Origin of the sequence: Paenibacillus sp. PK4536, from assembly GCF_028594455.2 — a bacterium.
Taxonomy (GTDB): domain Bacteria; phylum Bacillota; class Bacilli; order Paenibacillales; family Paenibacillaceae; genus Saccharibacillus; species Saccharibacillus nuruki.
In genome coordinates this window covers 3488908-3509391 of sequence record NZ_CP126313.1, presented here as the reverse complement: position 1 = coordinate 3509391, position 20484 = coordinate 3488908, and the positions used below count along the sequence as shown (strand labels likewise).

Annotated in this window: 15 protein-coding genes; 6 read left to right on the top strand and 9 right to left on the bottom strand. The window is 38.4% G+C overall.

Translation table 11 applies throughout. The features are described 5' to 3' along the window. The first annotated feature begins 18 nt into the window (after positions 1-18). Positions 19-1662, top strand: a complete 1644-nt coding sequence (locus PO903_RS15715; protein WP_273593897.1) for a multicopper oxidase family protein — start codon at positions 19-21, stop codon at positions 1660-1662. Positions 1663-2004: 342 nt separating this feature from the next. Next, entirely contained in the window at positions 2005-4650 is a 2646-nt protein-coding gene (gene mprF / locus PO903_RS15710) for a bifunctional lysylphosphatidylglycerol flippase/synthetase MprF (protein ID WP_069328216.1), read from the top strand. 114 nt (positions 4651-4764) lie between these two features. Here the strand turns inward: mprF and PO903_RS15705 are convergent, their stop codons facing one another. Both PO903_RS15705 and PO903_RS15700 read right to left on the bottom strand, forming a co-directional pair. Beyond that, positions 4765-5319, bottom strand: coding sequence for a LytA/YqiH family protein (locus tag PO903_RS15705; protein ID WP_273593896.1), 555 nt, complete (start codon positions 5317-5319; stop codon positions 4765-4767). Between the two features lie 216 nt (positions 5320-5535). Next, a complete protein-coding gene (locus tag PO903_RS15700) occupies positions 5536-6114 on the bottom strand; it encodes a hypothetical protein (protein ID WP_273593895.1) in 579 nt (192 codons plus the stop codon). A 376-nt stretch (positions 6115-6490) separates the two neighbouring features. Here PO903_RS15700 and PO903_RS15695 point away from each other — a divergent pair, with 376 nt between their 5' ends. Then, positions 6491-6835, top strand: a complete 345-nt coding sequence (locus PO903_RS15695; protein WP_069328213.1) for a DUF3243 domain-containing protein — start codon at positions 6491-6493, stop codon at positions 6833-6835. A gap of 110 nt (positions 6836-6945) precedes the next feature. Here the strand turns inward: PO903_RS15695 and PO903_RS15690 are convergent, their stop codons facing one another. The 6 genes from PO903_RS15690 to PO903_RS15665 form a co-directional block, all read right to left on the bottom strand. Continuing rightward, entirely contained in the window at positions 6946-7554 is a 609-nt protein-coding gene (locus PO903_RS15690; protein ID WP_273593894.1) for an undecaprenyl-diphosphatase, read from the bottom strand. Positions 7555-7710: 156 nt separating this feature from the next. Beyond that, entirely contained in the window at positions 7711-9033 is a 1323-nt protein-coding gene (locus PO903_RS15685; RefSeq protein ID WP_273593893.1) for an amidohydrolase, read from the bottom strand. A gap of 222 nt (positions 9034-9255) precedes the next feature. After that, positions 9256-9894 (bottom strand): DUF1906 domain-containing protein, encoded by a 639-nt coding sequence (locus PO903_RS15680; protein WP_273593892.1) that lies wholly within the window; start codon positions 9892-9894, stop codon positions 9256-9258. Positions 9895-10028: 134 nt separating this feature from the next. After that, complete coding sequence (locus tag PO903_RS15675) at positions 10029-11237, bottom strand: threonine synthase (RefSeq protein ID WP_273594662.1); 1209 nt, start codon at positions 11235-11237, stop codon at positions 10029-10031. Between the two features lie 109 nt (positions 11238-11346). Beyond that, positions 11347-12666 carry a response regulator transcription factor gene (locus PO903_RS15670; protein WP_273593891.1) on the bottom strand — a complete coding sequence of 440 codons (1320 nt, stop codon included), beginning with the start codon at positions 12664-12666 and terminating at the stop codon, positions 11347-11349. Between the two features lie 230 nt (positions 12667-12896). Further along, the gene (locus PO903_RS15665; protein WP_273593890.1) at positions 12897-13952 is read right to left on the bottom strand and encodes an NAD(P)/FAD-dependent oxidoreductase; all 1056 of its coding nucleotides are present in this window, start codon (positions 13950-13952) and stop codon (positions 12897-12899) included. A gap of 306 nt (positions 13953-14258) precedes the next feature. Here PO903_RS15665 and PO903_RS15660 point away from each other — a divergent pair, with 306 nt between their 5' ends. The 3 genes from PO903_RS15660 (at position 14259) to PO903_RS15650 (ending at position 19015) form a co-directional block, all read left to right on the top strand. Next, entirely contained in the window at positions 14259-15608 is a 1350-nt protein-coding gene (locus PO903_RS15660; protein WP_069328207.1) for an MFS transporter, read from the top strand. 154 nt (positions 15609-15762) lie between these two features. Beyond that, positions 15763-17211 carry a cardiolipin synthase gene (gene cls / locus PO903_RS15655; RefSeq protein WP_137224981.1) on the top strand — a complete coding sequence of 483 codons (1449 nt, stop codon included), beginning with the start codon at positions 15763-15765 and terminating at the stop codon, positions 17209-17211. 409 nt (positions 17212-17620) lie between these two features. Continuing rightward, complete coding sequence (locus PO903_RS15650; protein WP_273593889.1) at positions 17621-19015, top strand: S-layer homology domain-containing protein; 1395 nt, start codon at positions 17621-17623, stop codon at positions 19013-19015. 496 nt (positions 19016-19511) lie between these two features. Here PO903_RS15650 and PO903_RS15645 read toward each other — a convergent pair whose 3' ends face one another. After that, on the bottom strand, positions 19512-20483 hold the full coding sequence (locus PO903_RS15645) for a D-2-hydroxyacid dehydrogenase family protein (protein ID WP_273593888.1): 972 nt from the start codon (positions 20481-20483) through the stop codon (positions 19512-19514). Position 20484: the final 1 nt, after the last annotated feature.

Genomic DNA, 20484 nt, shown 5'->3' with positions numbered 1-20484 from the left:
AGTAGAGGAGAATATACATTGAATCGATTATGGCTCTATTTGTCTTCCAAAACTACCAAAACATCTTTAAGCTTGACTTATCTTCTTATGATTCTTCTTATCGCAGGTTGCAGTTCTACAGCACAACCAACGACTACTCCACCGAATTCATCTACTTTAAACGCACAACATGAAGAGCATTCTATGTCGATGGATCATATAGGTACAACAGCATCTGCTCCAGAAGGCAGTACAACAGAGCGTCCAGCGAAGATAACTACACCACCTTCTATTATCCAAAATAATCAAATCAATCTAGTCGCTCAAACGTCTTATTTGGAAATCGAAAAGGGTAAATATTTGCCTGTATGGACATTCAATAATTCGGTTCCCGGCCCACAATTAGAAGTTACCGAAGGCGATACCGTAACGATTCATTTGAAAAATCAATTAAAAGTGCCCATTGCTCTTCATGTTCATGGTGTTGTTTTGCCTAATGAAATGGACGGTGTACCTGGTATGACTCAAGATGCGATCCAACCGGGGGCAAGCTTCACCTATACATTCAAGGCCAATCAAGCAGGAACGTACTGGTACCATTCCCATCAAGATAGCTTGAATCAGATTGGTAAAGGATTATATGGCTCCTTTATTGTGAAAAAGAAACAGGATACCGTCTCTTCTGATCACACACTGGTAATAGATGAGTGGTCAGACCCTCATACCACTGTTCCTGAGAGTGAAAGCAATACATTAGCTATAAACAGTAATATGGGTGCTTATAATCTCTATACGGTAAATGGACGCAGCGGAGATTCGATAGAGCCTATCGTTGTTCATCATGGAGACGGCGTACGTTTACGCTTGGTTCATGCTGGTAATATGACACAGACTTTATATATTCATTCGGATGCTTATCGTGTGACAGCGACCGATGGACATGATATCAATCGACCTCAGACGCTAAGTAACGGCTTACTGGTGATTGCTCCGGGAGAACGGTATGATATCGAATTTACAGCGGATACGACAGGCATACAATGGATCGGTATGGTCGGAGATTCTTCATTTGCACAATCGGTTCGTATTCCTATTGTGATTGAACCCAAAGGATCTAAACGTACGCTAACAGAAATAACTAAGAAGATAACTTCATATCAAGCACAAATGAATTCTATACCATCAGACCATCAACAGCCTCTTGATCTAACGACTTATGGTCAACCGACAACAAGTGAATTTGGATTGAAGTCTGTGTTTGATCGTGAATATACGTTAGATTTGGATATGGGTGTGATTGATGGTAAAATGTCCTATACGATTAATCAAGAAGCTTACCCACAAGTGAGTCAGCTCAAAGTCCAAACCGGTGATGCTGTTAAAATCACACTGATAAATGAGTCCAAAAATGAAGATCATCCGATGCATCTACATGGACACTCTTTTGAAGTTTTATCCAAAAACGGACAAGCTTTATCTGGTTCACCGATCTGGAAAGATACCATTAATGTGCGACCTGGTGACACTTATGTCATTGCTTTTCGTGCGGATAATCCGGGGATGTGGATGGTACATTGCCATGAATTGCACCATGCTTCTATGGGCATGATGACTGATGTCATCTATGAAGATTATCAAACCAAGTATCATCCTGATCCTGAAGCTGGGAATATTTCAGAGTGAAAAGCTTGATCTGATTCTCATATTCGTTACATTAGTGTAAATAAAATCATAAAAGAATTGTTTATTATAGTTATATTCTGCCCTTGTAGTAGATAGTGAGAACATGTTCATCATTGTATGAACCTTACACTTCAACTAGAAGGGATTTTTTATTCCATTTATGTTGAAATATACAAATGATTGCTAGAACGATCTCAAAATGTGTTTTACACATACCGATGTAGTATGATAGGTAGGGATATTAAGCTATACATCATTTGGCAAAGAATACTATATGAATAAATATGCTGTACTAAAAAAATAATAAGTTCAATCTGTCTAAAAGGTGGAGTCGACGAGACAATGAGAGAATCGCTTCGAAAGCTTAAAATTTTACAACTATTCACAGCGTTATACCGCGCTAAAATTATTAGGATACTGATTCCTGTAGCTATTTTGGCCATTATTTTTGTATATGGAAGACATGAGATTCAGAATATTAACTTAGCCAAAATTATTCATGAATTACGAATGATGCCTGTTCATATCGTTATTCAATTAATCATTGCTTCTTTTATCGCTGTATCGGCAATGAGTACTTATGATTATTTACTACGCAAGCAATTTAAGCTCGATGTCAATTGGAAAACAACATACCGCTATGCATGGATTGCCAATACATTTAACAATATGATTGGATTCGCAGGTCTTACAGGCGTAGGGTTACGTACATTGCTGTATAAAAAAAGTGGCGTACCTATGAAAACGATGGGTGCAGCAGTCTTATTCTTATCCCCTATCGTTCTCGTTGGATTATCTTTACTGGGCTGTTTGACATTAATCGGCGTTTTCCCGGTTGAACCTATTTTCCAGCAACATCCATGGCTTCGATTTGGAGTATGGGGAGTTTCATTGTATTTCCCTTTCTTTTTATTGATGCAACGTTCTTCATTATTTGCTAAATGGTTTCACAAAGGCGAGGGTAAATTACCGTGGAAAGTAATTGCCGCTTCGATCGGTTCTTCGGTTCTAGAATGGGCTTGTGCAGGTACATTGTTCTGGCTATTCGCTTTTTATGACCTGAATCATTTGCCATTTGCTCCTGTATTCGGTGTCTATATTGTAGCGGCGATTGCAGGGATTATCAGTATGGCTCCAGGTGGTATCGGAGCATTCGATCTAATTGCACTACTTGGCTTACACACATTAGGTGTTGATCCATCTCGCGCACTTACCATTTTGTTATTGTTCCGTATTTTCTATTTTGTTGTTCCATGGTTAATCGGTCTGGTCTTGGCTGCTTTTGAAATGAGCCCGAGCAGTAAGCAAATGCGTGAAATGCTGACAACCAGTCTCGATGCTTCTCGTAACACATGGGTTAAATTCTGGGGATGGCCTTCTCAGTTCGGATTGCTTAGCGATCTAGGTGCATGGGCATTAGGCAAATTAGTCTTTGCCAGTGGTGTAATATTACTATTATCTGCGGCAACACCGGGTCTGATCGACCGTTTGCGTTTTATGGAACATTTGTTATCTTTACCGCTTATGCGTTTCTCAGAACAATTATCCGTTATCATCGGTATTATGCTTATTATTGTTTCTAGAGGAATTTCACTTCGTATCCGGCGTGCTTACTTGTTAACAGGGGCGTTATTGTTAACCGGAGCTATTTTTACATTTGCCAAAGGATTCGATTACGAAGAAGCAATTATTTTGCTAATTGTAGCTTTGGTGCTATGGGTGTCACGTGCCCGCTTTAACCGTGAAAGTACAAGTATGTCTGCACGCAGTATCTGGATATGGGCATTCCTTGCTTTCATCTCAGCATTATCATATTACGTGATTGGAACTCATATTCATCCTGCTATTTTGCGTCATTTACCGTTACGTGCTCAACACTGGTTTTTAGATCCACATGAATATGCGGTAACCGCGGTGATTGGATTTATTGGTGCTTTGATTCTGATCGCATCGATTTTTACCCTTCGTCCGCATCGGTACACCGGCGTTCGTCCAGACGAAGCTCAGATTGAGAAATTCACTGACTTTATTGCTAAAGAAGATGGGAATTTACTGACACATCTACTCTATCTTGGTGATAAAAACTTCTACTGGGCGCAAAATGATCAAATTCTCATTCCGTACTCCCGTGTGCGTGATAAATTAATTGTGCTTGGTGATCCGATTGGTAATAAAAGTCTGGTCGGCGCAGCCATTCAAGAATTTCAGAGTTATGCCGATCATTATGCATTAACAGTGGTCTTTTATCAGGCAGCTCCTGAATATCTTTCGATCTATCATGAAAATGGGTATAACTTCTTCAAGCTTGGCGAAGAAGCACTTGTTCCATTAGCGACCTTTACGTTAACAGGGAAAAGCAATCAAAACTTACGAACCGCCAAAAACAAATCAGATCGTGAAGGACAGACATTCGAAGTACTGTCTCCTCCCTATCATGCTGATCTGTTAGCAGAACTACGTCAGATTTCTAATGAATGGTTAGGCGATCGTAAAGAAAAAGCGTATTCTTTAGGATGGTTCAATGAACCGTATATCCAGCGTTCTCCTTTGGCTCTATTGCGTAATGCTGAAGGTCAGATTCTAGCTTTTGCAACACTGGCTCCTGCTTACGATCAGAATAAAGTGATCTCTATTGATCTGATGCGTCATTTGAACGATACACCGAACGGTACCATGGATGTATTATTTGTACGCTTGATCGAATGGGCCAAAGAACAAGGATATTCGTATTTCAATCTAGGCATGTCTCCACTTTCGAGTGTAGGTGAAAACCAAAATGCACACCGTGAAGAAAAACTAGCGCGTCTGGTCTTCCAGTATGGTGGACATTGGTATGGATTTGAAGGATTACGTCGTTATAAAGAAAAATTCTCACCGGAATGGCAAGCGAGATACTTAGCTTATCCAGCAGGTATGGCGCTCCCTATCCTTACCCTTGATCTGGTTCGACTGGTATCGCGCCGTCCTGAACAAGCAGAACCTGTATAATAGTAGATGTTTTTTATAAAGTTACTTTTGAAATGCATTGTACAAAAAAAGCTCCGAACTCACCATATGGCGGGTTCGGAGCTTTTTTTATACTGTGGTATCGATGTGACTCTCTTATTTAGCTTCTTGTAGCTTAGTGATTGTCATAGATTTGATTGTATCGTCACCAGGAATAGCTTTTTCTGTATACTGGAAGCTAACTTTTGCTTCTTCTTTCAAGCTTCCTGCAACAGTTTGAGCTTCATCGCTCAATTGGAATACCATAGGTTGACCATCTACCATAATCTCAGCAGAATGTTCGTCTGCAAGTCCTGTAAATGTACCTGTAGCACTTTTCGTTTCAGCTTCAGTGGAATGGGTTGTCGTATCTGTAGATTCATTGTTATCATCTGCTTCTACGCTTTCCTCAGTCGTTCCAGTTGTATTGTCATCTGTAGCCTCATTGTTGTCTTCTACACTTTCAGATGAAGAGTCATCTGTAGTCCCTGTAGCCGGTGGTGTTACCTCTGTACTTGTGTTCGTGTCTGTTGTTCCAGTGCTACCATTTTCAGCAGGAGCTGTTGCTGGTTGCTCCTTATTGCCACATGCTGCCAACATTAGAATGCCGACTAACAAGATTAATGCAAATGGAGTCCGTTTCAGTAGTAATTGAATATTTCGTTGCATCATAAATGCACCTCCTCAAGTAGTGTAACGCATAACTGTGGCAAAAGTTGCAAACGATCACCTATTCAGCATTAAAGCGTATATAAAGATCATACCAGATTGATACGGCTCCGCAAAATTTATGTGATTTGGCTAGGTATAGAAAAGGGACTGCTTCACTGGTCTATAATTGCGCCAGTACAACAGTCCCTTGAAGATTTATCTTGATGTCACAGCGTATTAAGGAATAAACTGCTGTACGATTTTGGTCACTTGTCCATCTTTTACCGTGATATGGTAAGGAAACGAAGTAGGATCAAGTAGATCAGGTTTTTGGAAAATGGCATTCAGCTTCTGAATACTTACAGGCTCATCCCAATTGGTATCAATATCTTGCCATTGACCTGTATGATCGTAAATTTGCATCAATACTTTAGGATTGGCTGCTACAGCGTAATGATATGTTTTTGTATCCTCATTCGTAATATAATAACCATCCGGTGCTCCGTCTATCCCACTATTCGGATTTTCTTTATTAAATTCAACATTAGCTGCTTCTCCTGTATACCAGTTGATTGGATCTACAGTAAGCTCATAATGACTTGCATTGGTATCACGTTCAATCTTGTTGATAAAGACTGTGTATGTACCGTCAGCAGGTACATTCGCTGTTGGTGTATACGTATCTGCATATACACTCTGTGTAACTGTAGCCGCTTCAGCTGTGACCGTTCCTGAAGTCTGAGTCATGCTTCCAGAAGTCAAGAGGATCAATGAAGCAGCTCCTGCACCAAAAATACCCATCATTGTTTTAAACATCGCTTCATCTCTCCTTAAAATGGTCGGTCAGCTCAATAGACCGCCAACAATTATGTGTTGGTAACTCGTTAACCGGGTGTAGCCTTTATTACCCGTAATTAGTACTCACAGAATCATGTAACTTTTTTCCAATTATACGTGAATACACATGTTCGATCTTGTATGTGCTTGTCGGATTGGCTTGTTTCTATATTCAGTATACTTCACTATTTCTATTCAAAAGTTGCAATAAAGTTAAAAGTGATTAACAAAATTAATACCTTGTCCTAATACCTGAGAGTAATGATTCAAAAGAAGTTTATCGTAAGCAGATTAGAAAAATCGAATAAGGTTATATATATCGTAGTACACCACAAACAACGAGGAGGAATTCATAATGTCAGAAGAATCACATATCGTGAAAAAAGACGGCGAAATTGCAACAGGACAGGTGGAAACTACACTAAATCGTTTGAGTGATGATCAGAAAGATGATATTTTAAGCAACTTTGAATCGTTCAAATCTTATTTGGGCAAACGTATTCAATTGGGCGAATCTATCGGATTAGGCGAAGAAAAATTAGCGAAAATCGCACAAAAAGTAGCTGATTATCTAGCCGCTCATGAAGAACCACGTAATCGTGAAGAGAAATTGCTATATGAATTGTGGAAAGTTGGCGACGAAGACCAACGTCACAAGCTAGCTCATTTGTTGGTGCGTATGGTTCAAGCCGATAAATAAAACAATTTGTCATTTATAGATTAAATTATAGATCAAAAAATCTGCTTCTGATCAGAAATGTCTGAAACTAGACACCATGATCTCAAGCAGATTTTTTTGTTTTTATTCTTTTATAAACGATTGCGATAGCCTGGTTTGCGCCACACTTTGCTTTCAACTTGTTCATAATGATAAATTCCTAATTCCATTAAGCTTTTGGCGAGTGATATTCGTGTAAATACTCTATGCACTACAACCGCAATCAACACTCCTAGTAAAGCTCCAGCAAGAACATCTGTAGGATAATGCACACCTGTCCATACTCTAGCAATCGCAATTCCTGAAGCCAGAACTAACCAGATCCAACCATCACGGCGACGGAATAACCAGATCGTCATCGCAATCACAAATGCACCTAAAGCATGATTACTAGGAAAAGAAGCATTTGCTTCATGATGTACCAATTGGAACACTTCATGACTAACAAAGGGTCGATCGCGATAAAATAATTTGCCTAATATCCAACTCATCGTAAATCCGATCATCGCAGATAATAGTGCTTGAGTGATCATTCGGCGATTAGCATGTGCCCGTGTAAACCAATAAATCAATGCTCCAATCACAAAAAACACTACCGCATACTTTGATAAAAACAACATCAATGGATTGATAAATGAAAATACTTCTGCTCCATCATTAATCCAGCAAAAAGCTTCATAGTCTACTTGCGAAAAATTCAATTGCTGTTCCTCCTTTACATCCCAGCCTAATATTTTAAAGTAATCACCTTCTTTTATCAACTTAGTGTAAAATTAATGTAAAAAAAGCCACTTTATCTATAGACTAGATAGAGTGGCTTAGATCAGGTTGTGCTTACTTTCAAAATCAATTAGAAATTAGATGCCTTCTACAATTCGTTTGGCTCGTCTATTGCCCTGACGCATCACTTCTTGCTCATCTAACGTTAATAATTGACGATTTTGCATAAGGATCTTACCATTTACAATCGTAGTATCTACATCTGCTCCATTTACGCTATACGCCAGTAGCGAGACAATATTATGCACGGGTTGCAAATGGGGTCGATTCAGATCGATAAGAATCATATCTGCTTTTTTCCCGACTTCTAATGATCCTGTCTCATGATCTATAGCTAGTAACTTGGCACTTTCAATTGTAGCCATCTGTAAAGACTGATAGGCAGGTAGTACTGTCGGGTCACCATAATCTAACTTTTGGAGCCATGTTGCTGCTTTGATCTCTTGAAACATATCAAGCGTAGTGGCACTTCCTGCTCCATCTGTTCCTAATCCTACGGTTATGCCTTGTTGCTTCATTTCAGTAATCGGAGCAATACCACATCCTAATTTCAAATTGCTGACTGGATTATGAATAACACCTCCACGCATTCCTTTAAGATATTGAATATCTCGTTTGGTTAAATGAACACTGTGTGCCAGCATCACATGTAATTGTTCAAATAATCCTAGCTCATACAGATATTGTGTAGGTGTCTGCTGATAACGTTCACGCATCGTTATCACTTCTTCTTTGGTCTCTGCCAGATGAATATGAATCGGCAAGTCATATTGCTTTGCCAAACGCATTACTTCTTGCAAAGGTTCAGGTGGACATGTATAAGGCGCATGAGGGCCGAACATCGTTGTAATCCGTCCATCCGCTTGTCCATGCCAATTTTCGACCAGTTCTATCGCTTCGCGAATACGTACACCTTGATCGTCATCATGAAAGACCAATCCACGGGTTAATGATGCTCTCATTCCCACTTCATCCACAGCTTGAGCAATCTGATTCATATGCATATACATATCGGCAAAAGTCGTTGTCCCTGAACGAATCATTTCCGCCATTGATAATTGACTCCCCCAGTAGATATCTTCTGGTGTCATTCGAGCTTCTGCGGGAAACATTTTCTTTTCCAACCAATCCATTAATTTAAGATCATCTGAAAATCCTTTTAACAAATTCATCGGTGTATGTTGATGAGCATTAATCAAGCCTGGCATCGTGACTTTCCCTGTACCATCAATAACTTGAACATCATCACCTGTAAGTGGTGGAATTATGGACTCTATAGATTGTCGATCTGTACGAATCACATGTTCAATCTGATCATTATGAATAACAATATCACCGATAAAAGGTTCTTCCTCCTGATTCATGGTCAAAATAGTCGTGTTACGGATATGGATATGCATAGGTGTACTGCCTCCTGTATAGTGAAGTAATGATTTACTTTTTCACCATATACATTGACGTAACGTTAAGGTCAAGCACAACAAAAAAATCTTGCTCTATCTATGGCTAAGATAAGAACAAGATTTCATAATTTAATTTAGCGGATTGAGGATTGAATACAGTCGACTTCATTAGAGATCAGATGATCCTTATACTCATTATGTTTACGCCAGAAGTGGAGCTTAGGCTTCTAATCTAAATCCTCCACCATCACCCTGTGTTTCATTAAAATCGACCGAAAAGCCGATTTCTGTGCCACTGCCTACTTGCTTAATATTCCATTGTACAAATGTTCTAGAATTGCTCCATCCTGATGATTCGGCTAACCATGTATAGGATATCTCGGGAAAATTTTTGAGGATGTATTCACAAGTAAGTCCTGAACCATACACGCCAATTTTATACTCATTACCTAATGTCTTAAACGTATCAATCACTTTCTGAAAATAATGATGAATAAATTCACTTAAATCGTTGGGCGACGAATCAAAATCGACTGCAAAATAAATCGTCGAATCTTTAGGTTGTCCAATAGTATGTTTGGCATAATTATAAGCTAATGTAGCATCACTTTCTCCTACTTCTTGTGAGAAATAAGAGACAGACGTGGGATATCCATTTTCCCAGACTGCTACAATATAAAGTCCTGCTTGCGTTATCGCTTGAGCTTCTGTCCGTGTTAGATTTTTGTGAGGATTATTATGATTATAATATCTACCAACAAAATGATAACCGGCTTGCTTTAACTCTAAAGCTCTTTCTTCACATAACGATTCGGTATCTATGCCTTTGTCTGTTGGATGTCCTTCGCCTGGATTCATTGTGATGTATCCCCTTTTCGATTGGATGGTCTACCAAAAACAAAAGTGATTCTGTATAAAGAGATTGTAACATTTTTCCAGTTAGAGAAGTACATTTATTATAGTATCCAGTGTTGCGCATTACCTTTCATGACTTATATAATAGATTCGCCAATTTCTAATAAAGGAACTTCAATCTGTGCTGTATCCGGATATTTAATACCTGCACCTGTATTTAAAACAACCACCGATTCATCGCTTCCTATCCAGCCCTCAGCAGCCAATCGCTTCGCTGCTGCAAAAGTGGCTGCTCCTTCTGGACAAACAAATGTACCTTCACGTTCAGCAATATGTTTTTGCTCTTCCAATAGCTCTTGATCGGAGATGGCTATCGCCATACCGTCTGTCTCATATAACGCACGCAATACTAGAAAATCTCCAAGTGCTTTGGGAACATTAATACCAAAAGCAACGGTGGTCGATTGCTCCCAGAATTCAGAGCGCTCTTTCTTCTCTTCCCACGCTTTTACAATAGGAGCACATCCTTCGGCTTGAACAGCGACTAAGCGTGGAAACTTCCCTGCTAACCAACCGATCTCTTTCAGCTCTTGCAACGCTTTGTAAATACCGATCAACCCTACACCGCCACCAGTTGGATACAAAATAACATCGGGCATCGCCCATCCCAATTGCTCTGCAATTTCAAATCCCATCGTTTTTTTGCCTTCGATCCGATAAGGTTCTTTGAGCGTAGAAGCATCGTAAATATGATCATGTGTTACTTTTTCAGCGACCATTTTACCCGCATCACTAATCAACCCATTCACTAGATACAATTCTGCACCTGATAAAGCCACTTCTGTTCGAGTAATAGATGGTGCATCTTGAGGCATCACTATCGTCGCTTTGATGCCTGCCCGAGCAGCATACAGCGCCCATGCAGCTCCTGCATTACCATTGGTTGGCATCGCAAAGTGCTGTACGCCTAATTCCTTAGCTTTGGAGATACCGACAGCGGCTCCTCTAGCTTTGAAGCTTCCTGTCGGAATCAGACTTTCATCTTTCATATATAAATGATTCAATCCATACGATTGACCCAATTCATGCATAGGTAATAAAGGAGTCATTCCTTCCCCTAATGTGATCACATGATCTTCGTGCTGTACAGGTAACAATTCATGATAACGCCAGAGATCATGATTACGCTCTCGAATAGATGATCGCTTCACTTCATTACGAACGAGATCAAGATCATAACGCACCAATAACGGTGAACCACATATGCACAATTGTTGTATCGTACTGACATCATAGGTTTTTTCACATACCGGACATTCCAAATGAGAAACATAGCTGTAGGTCATCATGGATTCCTGCTTCCTGTTATATTTTGCTAATCAATACTACAAATCATAACAGGTCTACATGCCTTTGCCAATTATCCTTACTTGTTAACTTGGTTATGATTATTTGCTAAGCTTGAAGTTGTTTGAACTCACTTGGACTGATTCCGTAATACTTTTTGAAGATTTTACTAAAATGTTCTGGAGATTCATATCCTACTTTTTCTGCGACTTCATAACGGCGTAGATCGGTTTGAAGCAGTAAATTGCGACTTTCTTCCATACGTAACTTAATCACATACTCCCATAGATTAAACCCGGTATCTTTTTTGAATAAATAGCTCAAATAGTTAGGACTCACATGATTCTTTTTAGCTACATCATGAATCGTTAATCCTTTTTGCCCGTAATACTTTTCAATATATTCTTTCACTTGAGATACGATGAGATTGTATGGATTTTTGGATTCGTGTTCTTCAAGTTCATCGCTTTTCCAGTGTATATTTCCATAATAGAAGACATAGTGATCTGGATACTTGGTATGCCATAGTACCGCTCGGTTCGCTTGTACGTTGAGCTGCTTAATAAATGAATACCCTTTCAAAATCTGACTGATCCCAATCACATTCGGAATATGAAGATACTGATCGATATGAGTATGGAGTAGCTGTCCCAATTGATTCAACTGACGAATCTTATCATTCCAACCTTGATTGTAAGAAGCTTCATCCCATTGAATAATAATATTGATCTCACAATCGTCCGTTTCAAAAGTAATACTATTCCACTGATCATGCACGATTTCTACCGCTATATTCATCACTGCATAATTGAGCAAATGTTGATCTTCTAATGTAAGATCTATCTGCCTTGAAGTCAGTGGCTGATAACGAATTTTGAGCATTGCATAATAAGGGCCATATAAGCCTAACGATTGATATAACGAATCATCTGACGGTAGATGAGGCTGTGGAGCAAGTAATTGATTTAATTTTAAATGGTTTTGCATCGTATGTCGTTTCATTTGAAAATGATTACACTGCGGTACACTCACTTTTTCAATAGCAGGTCTAGTAATATTTAAATGCAGTAATACTTCGCGTACCGAATCCAAAAATTGTTCTTGATGAAGCGGTTTGATCAGATAATTTTTAACGCCTAAGCGAATAGCTGTCTGCGCGTTTTCAAATGTATTATTTGCAGAGACAACTATTATCTCAATCGACGGTTTGATCATTTTAATCTGTTGCATATAATCAATTCCATTTAAGCCTGCCACTTCAATATCTGTGATTAATAGATCAATCTCATATTCACGAATATAATCCAATCCTTGCGCAAATGTATGTGCTGAGAAAATATGAGACATATTTAACCCGGCGTGCCATAACAGTTGACTTAACTTTTCAGTCGTTAACCAGTCATCATCTATCATCAGAATGTTATACAAGTATGTATCCTCCTCAGATATAAGATCTATATTCATATCCATAATATACCAGAAGTTTAAGCGCTTTAACAACTTAAAATTAAAATAAAATTTATAGGAATCAGATTTATCTGCGGATCATCATATGCTTGGACAATTAACTGCAAAAAAGACTAAAGCTTTCGCTTCAGTCTTTTGACAAATAGTGAGTTTTTATTCCCTTTTCTTCGCTTAGCTAGAGCATTTTTCAACTATACACTTGCATGAACCGATACTTTAGATTCGAGCATTTTATTTTTTTCTGCAAATTTTTTGTTATGTGAAGATACATAAGCTTGTTGGTAGGCTTCAGGTTCTAAGTATTTTTTGGCACTATTCACAGCAGCAGCCCCTTCTACAAATGTGCCTGCGATTAAGTATAGTTTATTCGTATATTCAATTAAGTCGCCTGCTGTGAAAATGCCCGGCTGTGTCGTCTGGCGTTTCTCATCAATAATGGGGCGGCCATTTTCATTCACTTCGATCCCCCAATGGAGTAGAGGACTCAGATCACCGATCATTCCATGATTAACGATTACGGCATCCACAGGCAATTGACGAACTTCTCCTGTATCCATATGTGTGATTGTAATCTCATCAATCTGAGTTCCATTGTGACTTTGTACAGCCGTTAAGCCGTATGGTGTTAATACTTCTTTACAGGTTTCTTTCATCATCGCTACACTTTTCTCATGTCCACCAAATTCATGACGACGATGTACCACCGTTAGACTTTCAGCAATAGGTTGTAACGCATTTGCCCAATCAACAGCAGAATCTCCACCACCTGAAATGACTACGTGTTTACCCGCAAATATATTAAGCTCTTGCACGGTATAATGAAGATTGGTCACTTCATAACGATCTGCACCTTCAATTTCTAACTTACGCATCGTTGGAATACCATGTCCCATCGCCAAAATAATCGTTTGACTATAATGTTGTTCTCCTGTTGCCGCAGTCAGTAACCAATTGCCATCTTCTAAGCGTTCAATATCTGCTATTTTCTGATTTAACACTACAGTAGGTTCAAACGTCATTGCTTGTTGGATCAAGTTTTCGATTAATTGGGCTCCACTTAGTGGCGGCAATCCACCTACATCCCAAATCATTTTCTCAGGATAAATCAAAATTTTCCCGCCTAATTGCGGATTGTATTCGATAATTTTGGTCTTCATATCTCTCATACCACTATAAAAAGCACTATATAATCCTGCGGGTCCGCCGCCGATAATCGTAACATCATACAATTCTAGTTCTTGGTTCAATATAGCCACTCCCCAATCCAATCATGTATTCATTATCTTATTTAATTGATAATGATTATCATTATAGATTAGAATACCAAGCGTTTCAACATGTTCTCCAAAATAAGTTACATTTTATTATACTTATATTTTATATTCTCTTTTTTTAAATACTAAATAGCATAGATTTCGGTGGTTAACCGAATTGTAAGCGGTTAAAAGAAAAGCGACCGATTATATCCATTTTGCCATATCAAAAATATTCAGCTATAGTCTAGTAAGTATGTAAGTATAAAGAAGTAGATTACAGATAGGATGGGTTAGTGAATGAGAGATAAAGTAGTCATTCCGTTGTGGGCAGCTGGCATATTTCTAGTTGTTATGAACACAACGATGTTCAACGTTTCTTTACCGCGTATTCTTGCTGATTTACATATTAGCTCTTCTCTAGGTTCATGGCTAATTTCAGGATATTCGATAGTCTTTGCGTTATCGGTTGTTATTTTCAGTCGGTTGTCTGATTGGTATCCTGTTCGTAAATTATTAATGGTTGGAATATTGTTATTGGTCGCTTCATGTGTGATCGGATTTACAGCGAATAATTTCCCTATGGCTATGTTGGCTCGTATTTTACAAGCAGCAGGTGCAGGGCCTATGCAAGGATTAGGATTAGTACTTGCTACCCGTTATGTTCCAAATGATCGACGTGGCAAATCGATTTCATTGATTGCAGCTGGTGGTTCGCTTGCTTTTGGTATCGGCCCTGTACTCGGTGGGATTTTAACAGATAGCTTAGGTTGGAATTCTTTATTTTTGGTCACTGGATTGATTGTATTACTTGTTCCTGCGTATTGGAAAATGCTTCCTTCTGAAAAAGAGTTTTCTTTTAAAAAGGATCAGAAGTTCGATATTGTCGGTGCAGGATTACTGGTCATCGTTATTCCATCTCTACTATTAAGTATTGGTCGCTTATCGTGGGTCAATCTATTGATAGCTATTGTTGCTTTTATTGTATTGGTCTTTCATTTACGTCGATCTTCCAATCCATTTATTTTACCAGAGCTATTCCGCAATACCGCTTATCGTAAAATGTTGTTTATGTCGTTTTGCTGTTTTGCCATTAACTTAGGAATGGTGTTCCTTATTCCATTAGTGCTTAATCAAGTATTTGGTCAATCTGCTTCTTTTAGTGGATTAATGATATTCCCGGGTGCTATTTTGTCAGCGATTATGACCCCTATTATCGGTCGATGGATCGATCAGTATGGTAATTATCGTTTATCCTTTATCGGTTATATTATTATGGTCGTGACATTTGCTGGGTTAATCGGCTTCTTAACGTTCTCTCCTTATATCTTAATGGTTGCTTACATGCTACTGGCTTCTTCGTTCTCAGCTGTAGGTGCATCTTTGCAAAATGAAGTGTCTCGTATGCTTCCACGCAAGCAATTGTCTTCAGGTGTAGGCGTATTTCAGTTAACACAATTTTTCGGTGGTGCTACAGCTACTGCTGTTTTCGGATTATTGATCGCACGTAATCCATTTGAATCGGCTTCAGGCATCTATCGTATGAATTATGTTGTTTTGTTAACGATGACGGTATTGTCTTTCATTATGTTAATCTGGTATATGCGTAGTAAACCTGCGGAACCTGCCGATCATCATATCAAAATTTAGTTTATTTATAATAAGATCAGATCACATAACAACTGCCTATAGAGCTGGATCAACAGCTTTTGTAGGCAGTTGTTCTTTTTATAGTGTGTAATATCTTATTTTTTGGTATGCTGAATGGTGAACTCTATTACATATCTAAGGTGGGAAACGGTGAATGTCTATTTTATCGCATCTTTCCTGGATTTTTATCGCGATTAATATCTTTTTCGCTCTTTTTATTGTGTTTATGGAAAGGCGTAATATTGGAGCAACATGGGCATGGCTAATGATACTGGTGTTTTTACCGGTCGTTGGGTTTATGGTCTATTTATTTTTTGGTCAGAATTTGAGTCGGGTCAAAAAATTCAGATTGCGTAAAGAATTCAGATCTATTATCGAATCGGTTGTTGAAGATCAGCGTCAGGAATTTCACTCTAGAAGTTTCTCGTTCAATGATCCTTCGATCGGTCGTTATCATGAGCTTGTGCATATGAACTTGATCAGTAATTATGCGTTATACACGCAAGATAATACGGTTCGTATTTTTGCTGATGGTAATGAAAAGTTTGACGCTTTATTTGAAGATATTGCGAATGCCAAACAATATATTCATATTCAGTATTATATTATTCAGCGTGATGAATTGGGTCGTAAGCTGATTGATGCCTTAACTGCCAAAGCTCGTGAAGGGGTTACTGTACGTCTAATTTATGATGCGTGGGGTAGTTCAAAAGTAAACAAAAAGTTTATCCGTGAGCTTCGTGAAGCCGGTGGTCATGCCGCTGCCTTTTTCCCACCCAGTATTCCTAAAGTAAACTTCAAACTCAATTATCGTAATCACCGCAAATTGGTTATTATTGATGGGGATTGTGGTTACATTGGTGGCTTTAATGTAGGCGATGAGTACTTGGGTAAAGTAAAACGATTTGGTTACTGGCGTGACACTCATTTACGTGTGGAAGGCTCCTCGATTTTACAAATGCAGACTCACTTTTTGCGAGATTGGCATCTGGCATTAAATACACCGATGTCTGAAGACTACTCGTTGTTTGCTGTAACTAAGCCTTTTACGGGTAATATTGGAATGCAAATTGTATCCAGTGGCCCGGATAGTAGCTTGGAGACGATTAAATATTCGTATATCAAAATGATCTATGAAGCGAAAAAAAGTATTATGATCCAGACACCTTATTTTATACCGGATGAAAGTATGGTTACTGCGCTCAAAGCAGCCATGCTCTCAGGTGTGCAAGTGCATCTAATGATTCCCAAAAAACCAGATCATCAAATGGTCTACTGGGCTTCTTACTCTTATTTACGTGAGTTGTTAGAGTTGAATGTTAGTTGTTATTTGTATGAAAAAGGATTTCTTCACGCCAAAACAATGGTCATCGACGGTACGATCGCTTCTGTCGGTACAGCCAATATGGATATTCGTAGTTATAAGCTTAACTTTGAAGTGAATGCGATTGTATATGATAGTGAAACGGCTGCCAAGTTGGAAGAACTATTTTTACAAGATATTTTGGATAGTAAAGTTCTTACACTGGCTGATTACGAAAATCGTCCATTGTATCAACGGATGCTTGAATCGTTCGCTCGTCTGCTTTCTCCGATATTATAAATAACAAAAACTCGCTTTCTTCTGAATTCTTCGAGGTGAAGATGATTCGGATCGAATAGCGAGTTTTTGTTTTATATCTTATTCCGCTTGTATTTCTAATTTCTTTATACTTTCATAGAGATTATCCATACTTTTATCTACATCATCATAATAAGCCCATGCACGTTTCCAACAATCAATAACCTGAAGCAATTTATGTTCCCCTTGTACCTTATGTATTGGTATTACATCAATCAACAATGATTTCAAATAAATTTATCGTTATCATTTTAATATCGGTCAACTCTATTATCTATTTAAGAGATCACATTTATTTTGATTGACAGTTCGTACCCTCCATATTATGATTCAGAATAATATTTCTCATAAAACCTATAGGATTTATGGAATTAATTGGAGGGGATTAAGAATGTTACCATTTTCTACAGCATTTCTGCAAAAATCTGTTCTTCGTAAGTCTGTTATTGCTTGGACACTCGCCGTCTCTGTTGTAGCTTCACCTGTATTATATAGCAGTACTAGTTATGCAGCGACTGCTGTTGTATCCCAGCATGACGTTAGTGCTTCGGAGTACTCGCAATTTTTGCAATCCAAATTCAAGATTTCTGTTAATAATGGAGTAACACGTGGTCAATATATCCAAGACTTGGCAACAGCCTTGCAATTAACTCCTGAGAAATCTGAAGCTAAATTTACAGATGTACCAACCAGTAATAAATGGTACAACGCAGCAGCTGCTTTGTCTGAAAATGATATCCTCTCCGGTACAACCGTTCATCCTAATCAAAAATTAGATGCGCGCACGGCTATTTATTTCGCAGTCAAAGCGGCGGGTCTGAAAGAACTCGCATATACATATCCTCCGGCTAAAGTAAAAATAGCTCTTGCCAAGCTTTCTATTCAACCTTCTACCTTATCTACACAAGCAGGTCAGGAACTGGCTGTAGCTGTCGATAGCGGATTGCTACCTAAGTCTCTTTATTCATCCGTACAGGCTGCTCATACCGCTTCTCCGTCGGCTACATTTGTCGAAACTGTACTCGGACAGGTATTAAAGTTCAAAGGACAGTATAAACACTATCTGGGTTACACCAGTGATGATGATATTTATGCCAAATTACAAGATGCTTATAACACTTCCCGCCTTATTCAAGCTCCTGAACTGCAAGAACTGGCGAACAAAGCGTTAGAAGAAAATTTGGTAACAGGTTACAATGTCAAAGATAACCGTTATGAAGCTAACTTTATTGATTCATTATCACTTAATTATGGTCATGACGATATCAAACATGCTGTGCAATTGATCGGTTTACTTCGCAGTGAAGGTATTTCTGCTAAAGTACAATTCGAACCAAAAACGTCTGCTTTCATTTATTTGAAAGAATGGGGAGAACCCAAATCTACTGAAGATTATCATGTCTCCCAAATTGCTAACGGTAACTATATTGCTAATGCTAAAGAATACGATTTAGCTTTTGAATTTGCTAATACAGCTGACAAAAACAAATTCCAAAAAGTCATTCTGGCGTATGCTAAAAAAGATAGCGAAGATCAAAAAGGATTGATCTATAGCTCATGGTGGCAACCACTGTATTATTCTCAAACGGCTCTTAAAGATTATGATGTGATTAGTAATAATAAAATCACACAAGGTAATTATTATGTACAATCCTTCTCTCTTAATGACAAATCGGCTACTGTAGCTGCTGGGTTCAAAGCACTTGATCCTTCCGTGAAAGTCGATCGTTATCAATTCTGGGTAGATGGCCCATTCTTTAATTATTTAAATGGAGATTCTAAGTAAGTACTGTTTTTGTTCTAAGTTGATCTTAGGCTTAGATGTCCTTCTTTTTTATACTTTTGCTTAAATAAGATTTTGTAGACATACTTTTCATGTTAAAAAAATGTATTAAAAACGATCGCTGTATCTCTTACAGATAAGCGGTCGTTTTTTTGCTTGTTTTTGAATATGGATTAGGGTAGCTTTTGATACGTGCAGGTGCTCTATTGAAATAACTTGCTGATAGTATCACGGGTGATCTTATTTGGGTTTTTCTATTATGAATTTTTCATATAATGAAATAGTATAATATGTATAAATAGTGATACCAATGCGTTGATACAATCTATAACAAAAAAAGTCTAAGATATAGAAAATATCACTTCTTTACGTAAAAAGTGACTTTCTATATCTTAGACTTTTTGAGGAGCTCTCTATTCATTTTCAGATCAATAATATAATACTTTCTTGGTATATATAAGGAAAAAAAGAAAATATTATACTTTTATAGATTGTATCTTTATTTGCGTACGTAGATAAGTTGGCGCTGTATATCGTTATTAAGATATCCTTGGATGTCTTCTACAGCATCTTCATAAAAGCACTTATAATTATCTTCCGATACATAACCAATATGTGGTGTTCCTAATACATTAGGTAATTTGCGCAGAATATGATCATCTGCCAAAGGCTCTGTATCAAATACATCCAGTCCAGCACCGGCAATGATTCCTTGTTGCAAAGCTTCAATCATCGCTGTCTGATCGACAATACCTGCACGCGATGTATTGATCAGGTAAGCAGATGGTTTCATCAAAGCGAACTCTTGCGCTCCAATCATGCGACGTGTGCGATCACTGAGTACCAAATGAATCGACAGAAAGTCACTTTCTGCTAATAATTGCTCTTTGGAAGTGGCTAATTGCACACCTACTGCTTCTGCTCGCTCTGGTGTTAAATGTTCACTCCATGCCAAAATATGCATACCCATCGCTTGACCGATCAGCGCCATCTGTTGACCTATTTTACCAAGCCCTAATAATCCTAATGTTTTACCTTGCAATCCAACACCTATCGTACTCTGCCATGCGCCACCATTACGGAACGCTTCATTTTCTTGAATCAAATGACGGGATAACCCATGAATAAGTGCCCATGTTAATTCGGTTGGTGCAGCACCCTTCCCCCTGGTTCCGCAGACGGTAATACCTAATTTTCCTGCTGCTTTGAGATCGATCGAAGCGTTACGCATGCCTGTGGTAATTAGCAATTTGAGGTTAGGCAATTTACGCAATACATCTTCTGGAAACTTGGTACGTTCACGCATAATCACTAGAATTTCATAATCCTGAATCGCTTCAATCAATTCATTTCGATCTTCAAAATATTCATGATAACTATGAATATTAACTTGAGATTCGATCACTGACCAATCTGCCATCTGCTCGGCAACATGTTGGTAATCATCAAGAATGGCACAGTTCAGCTTCATC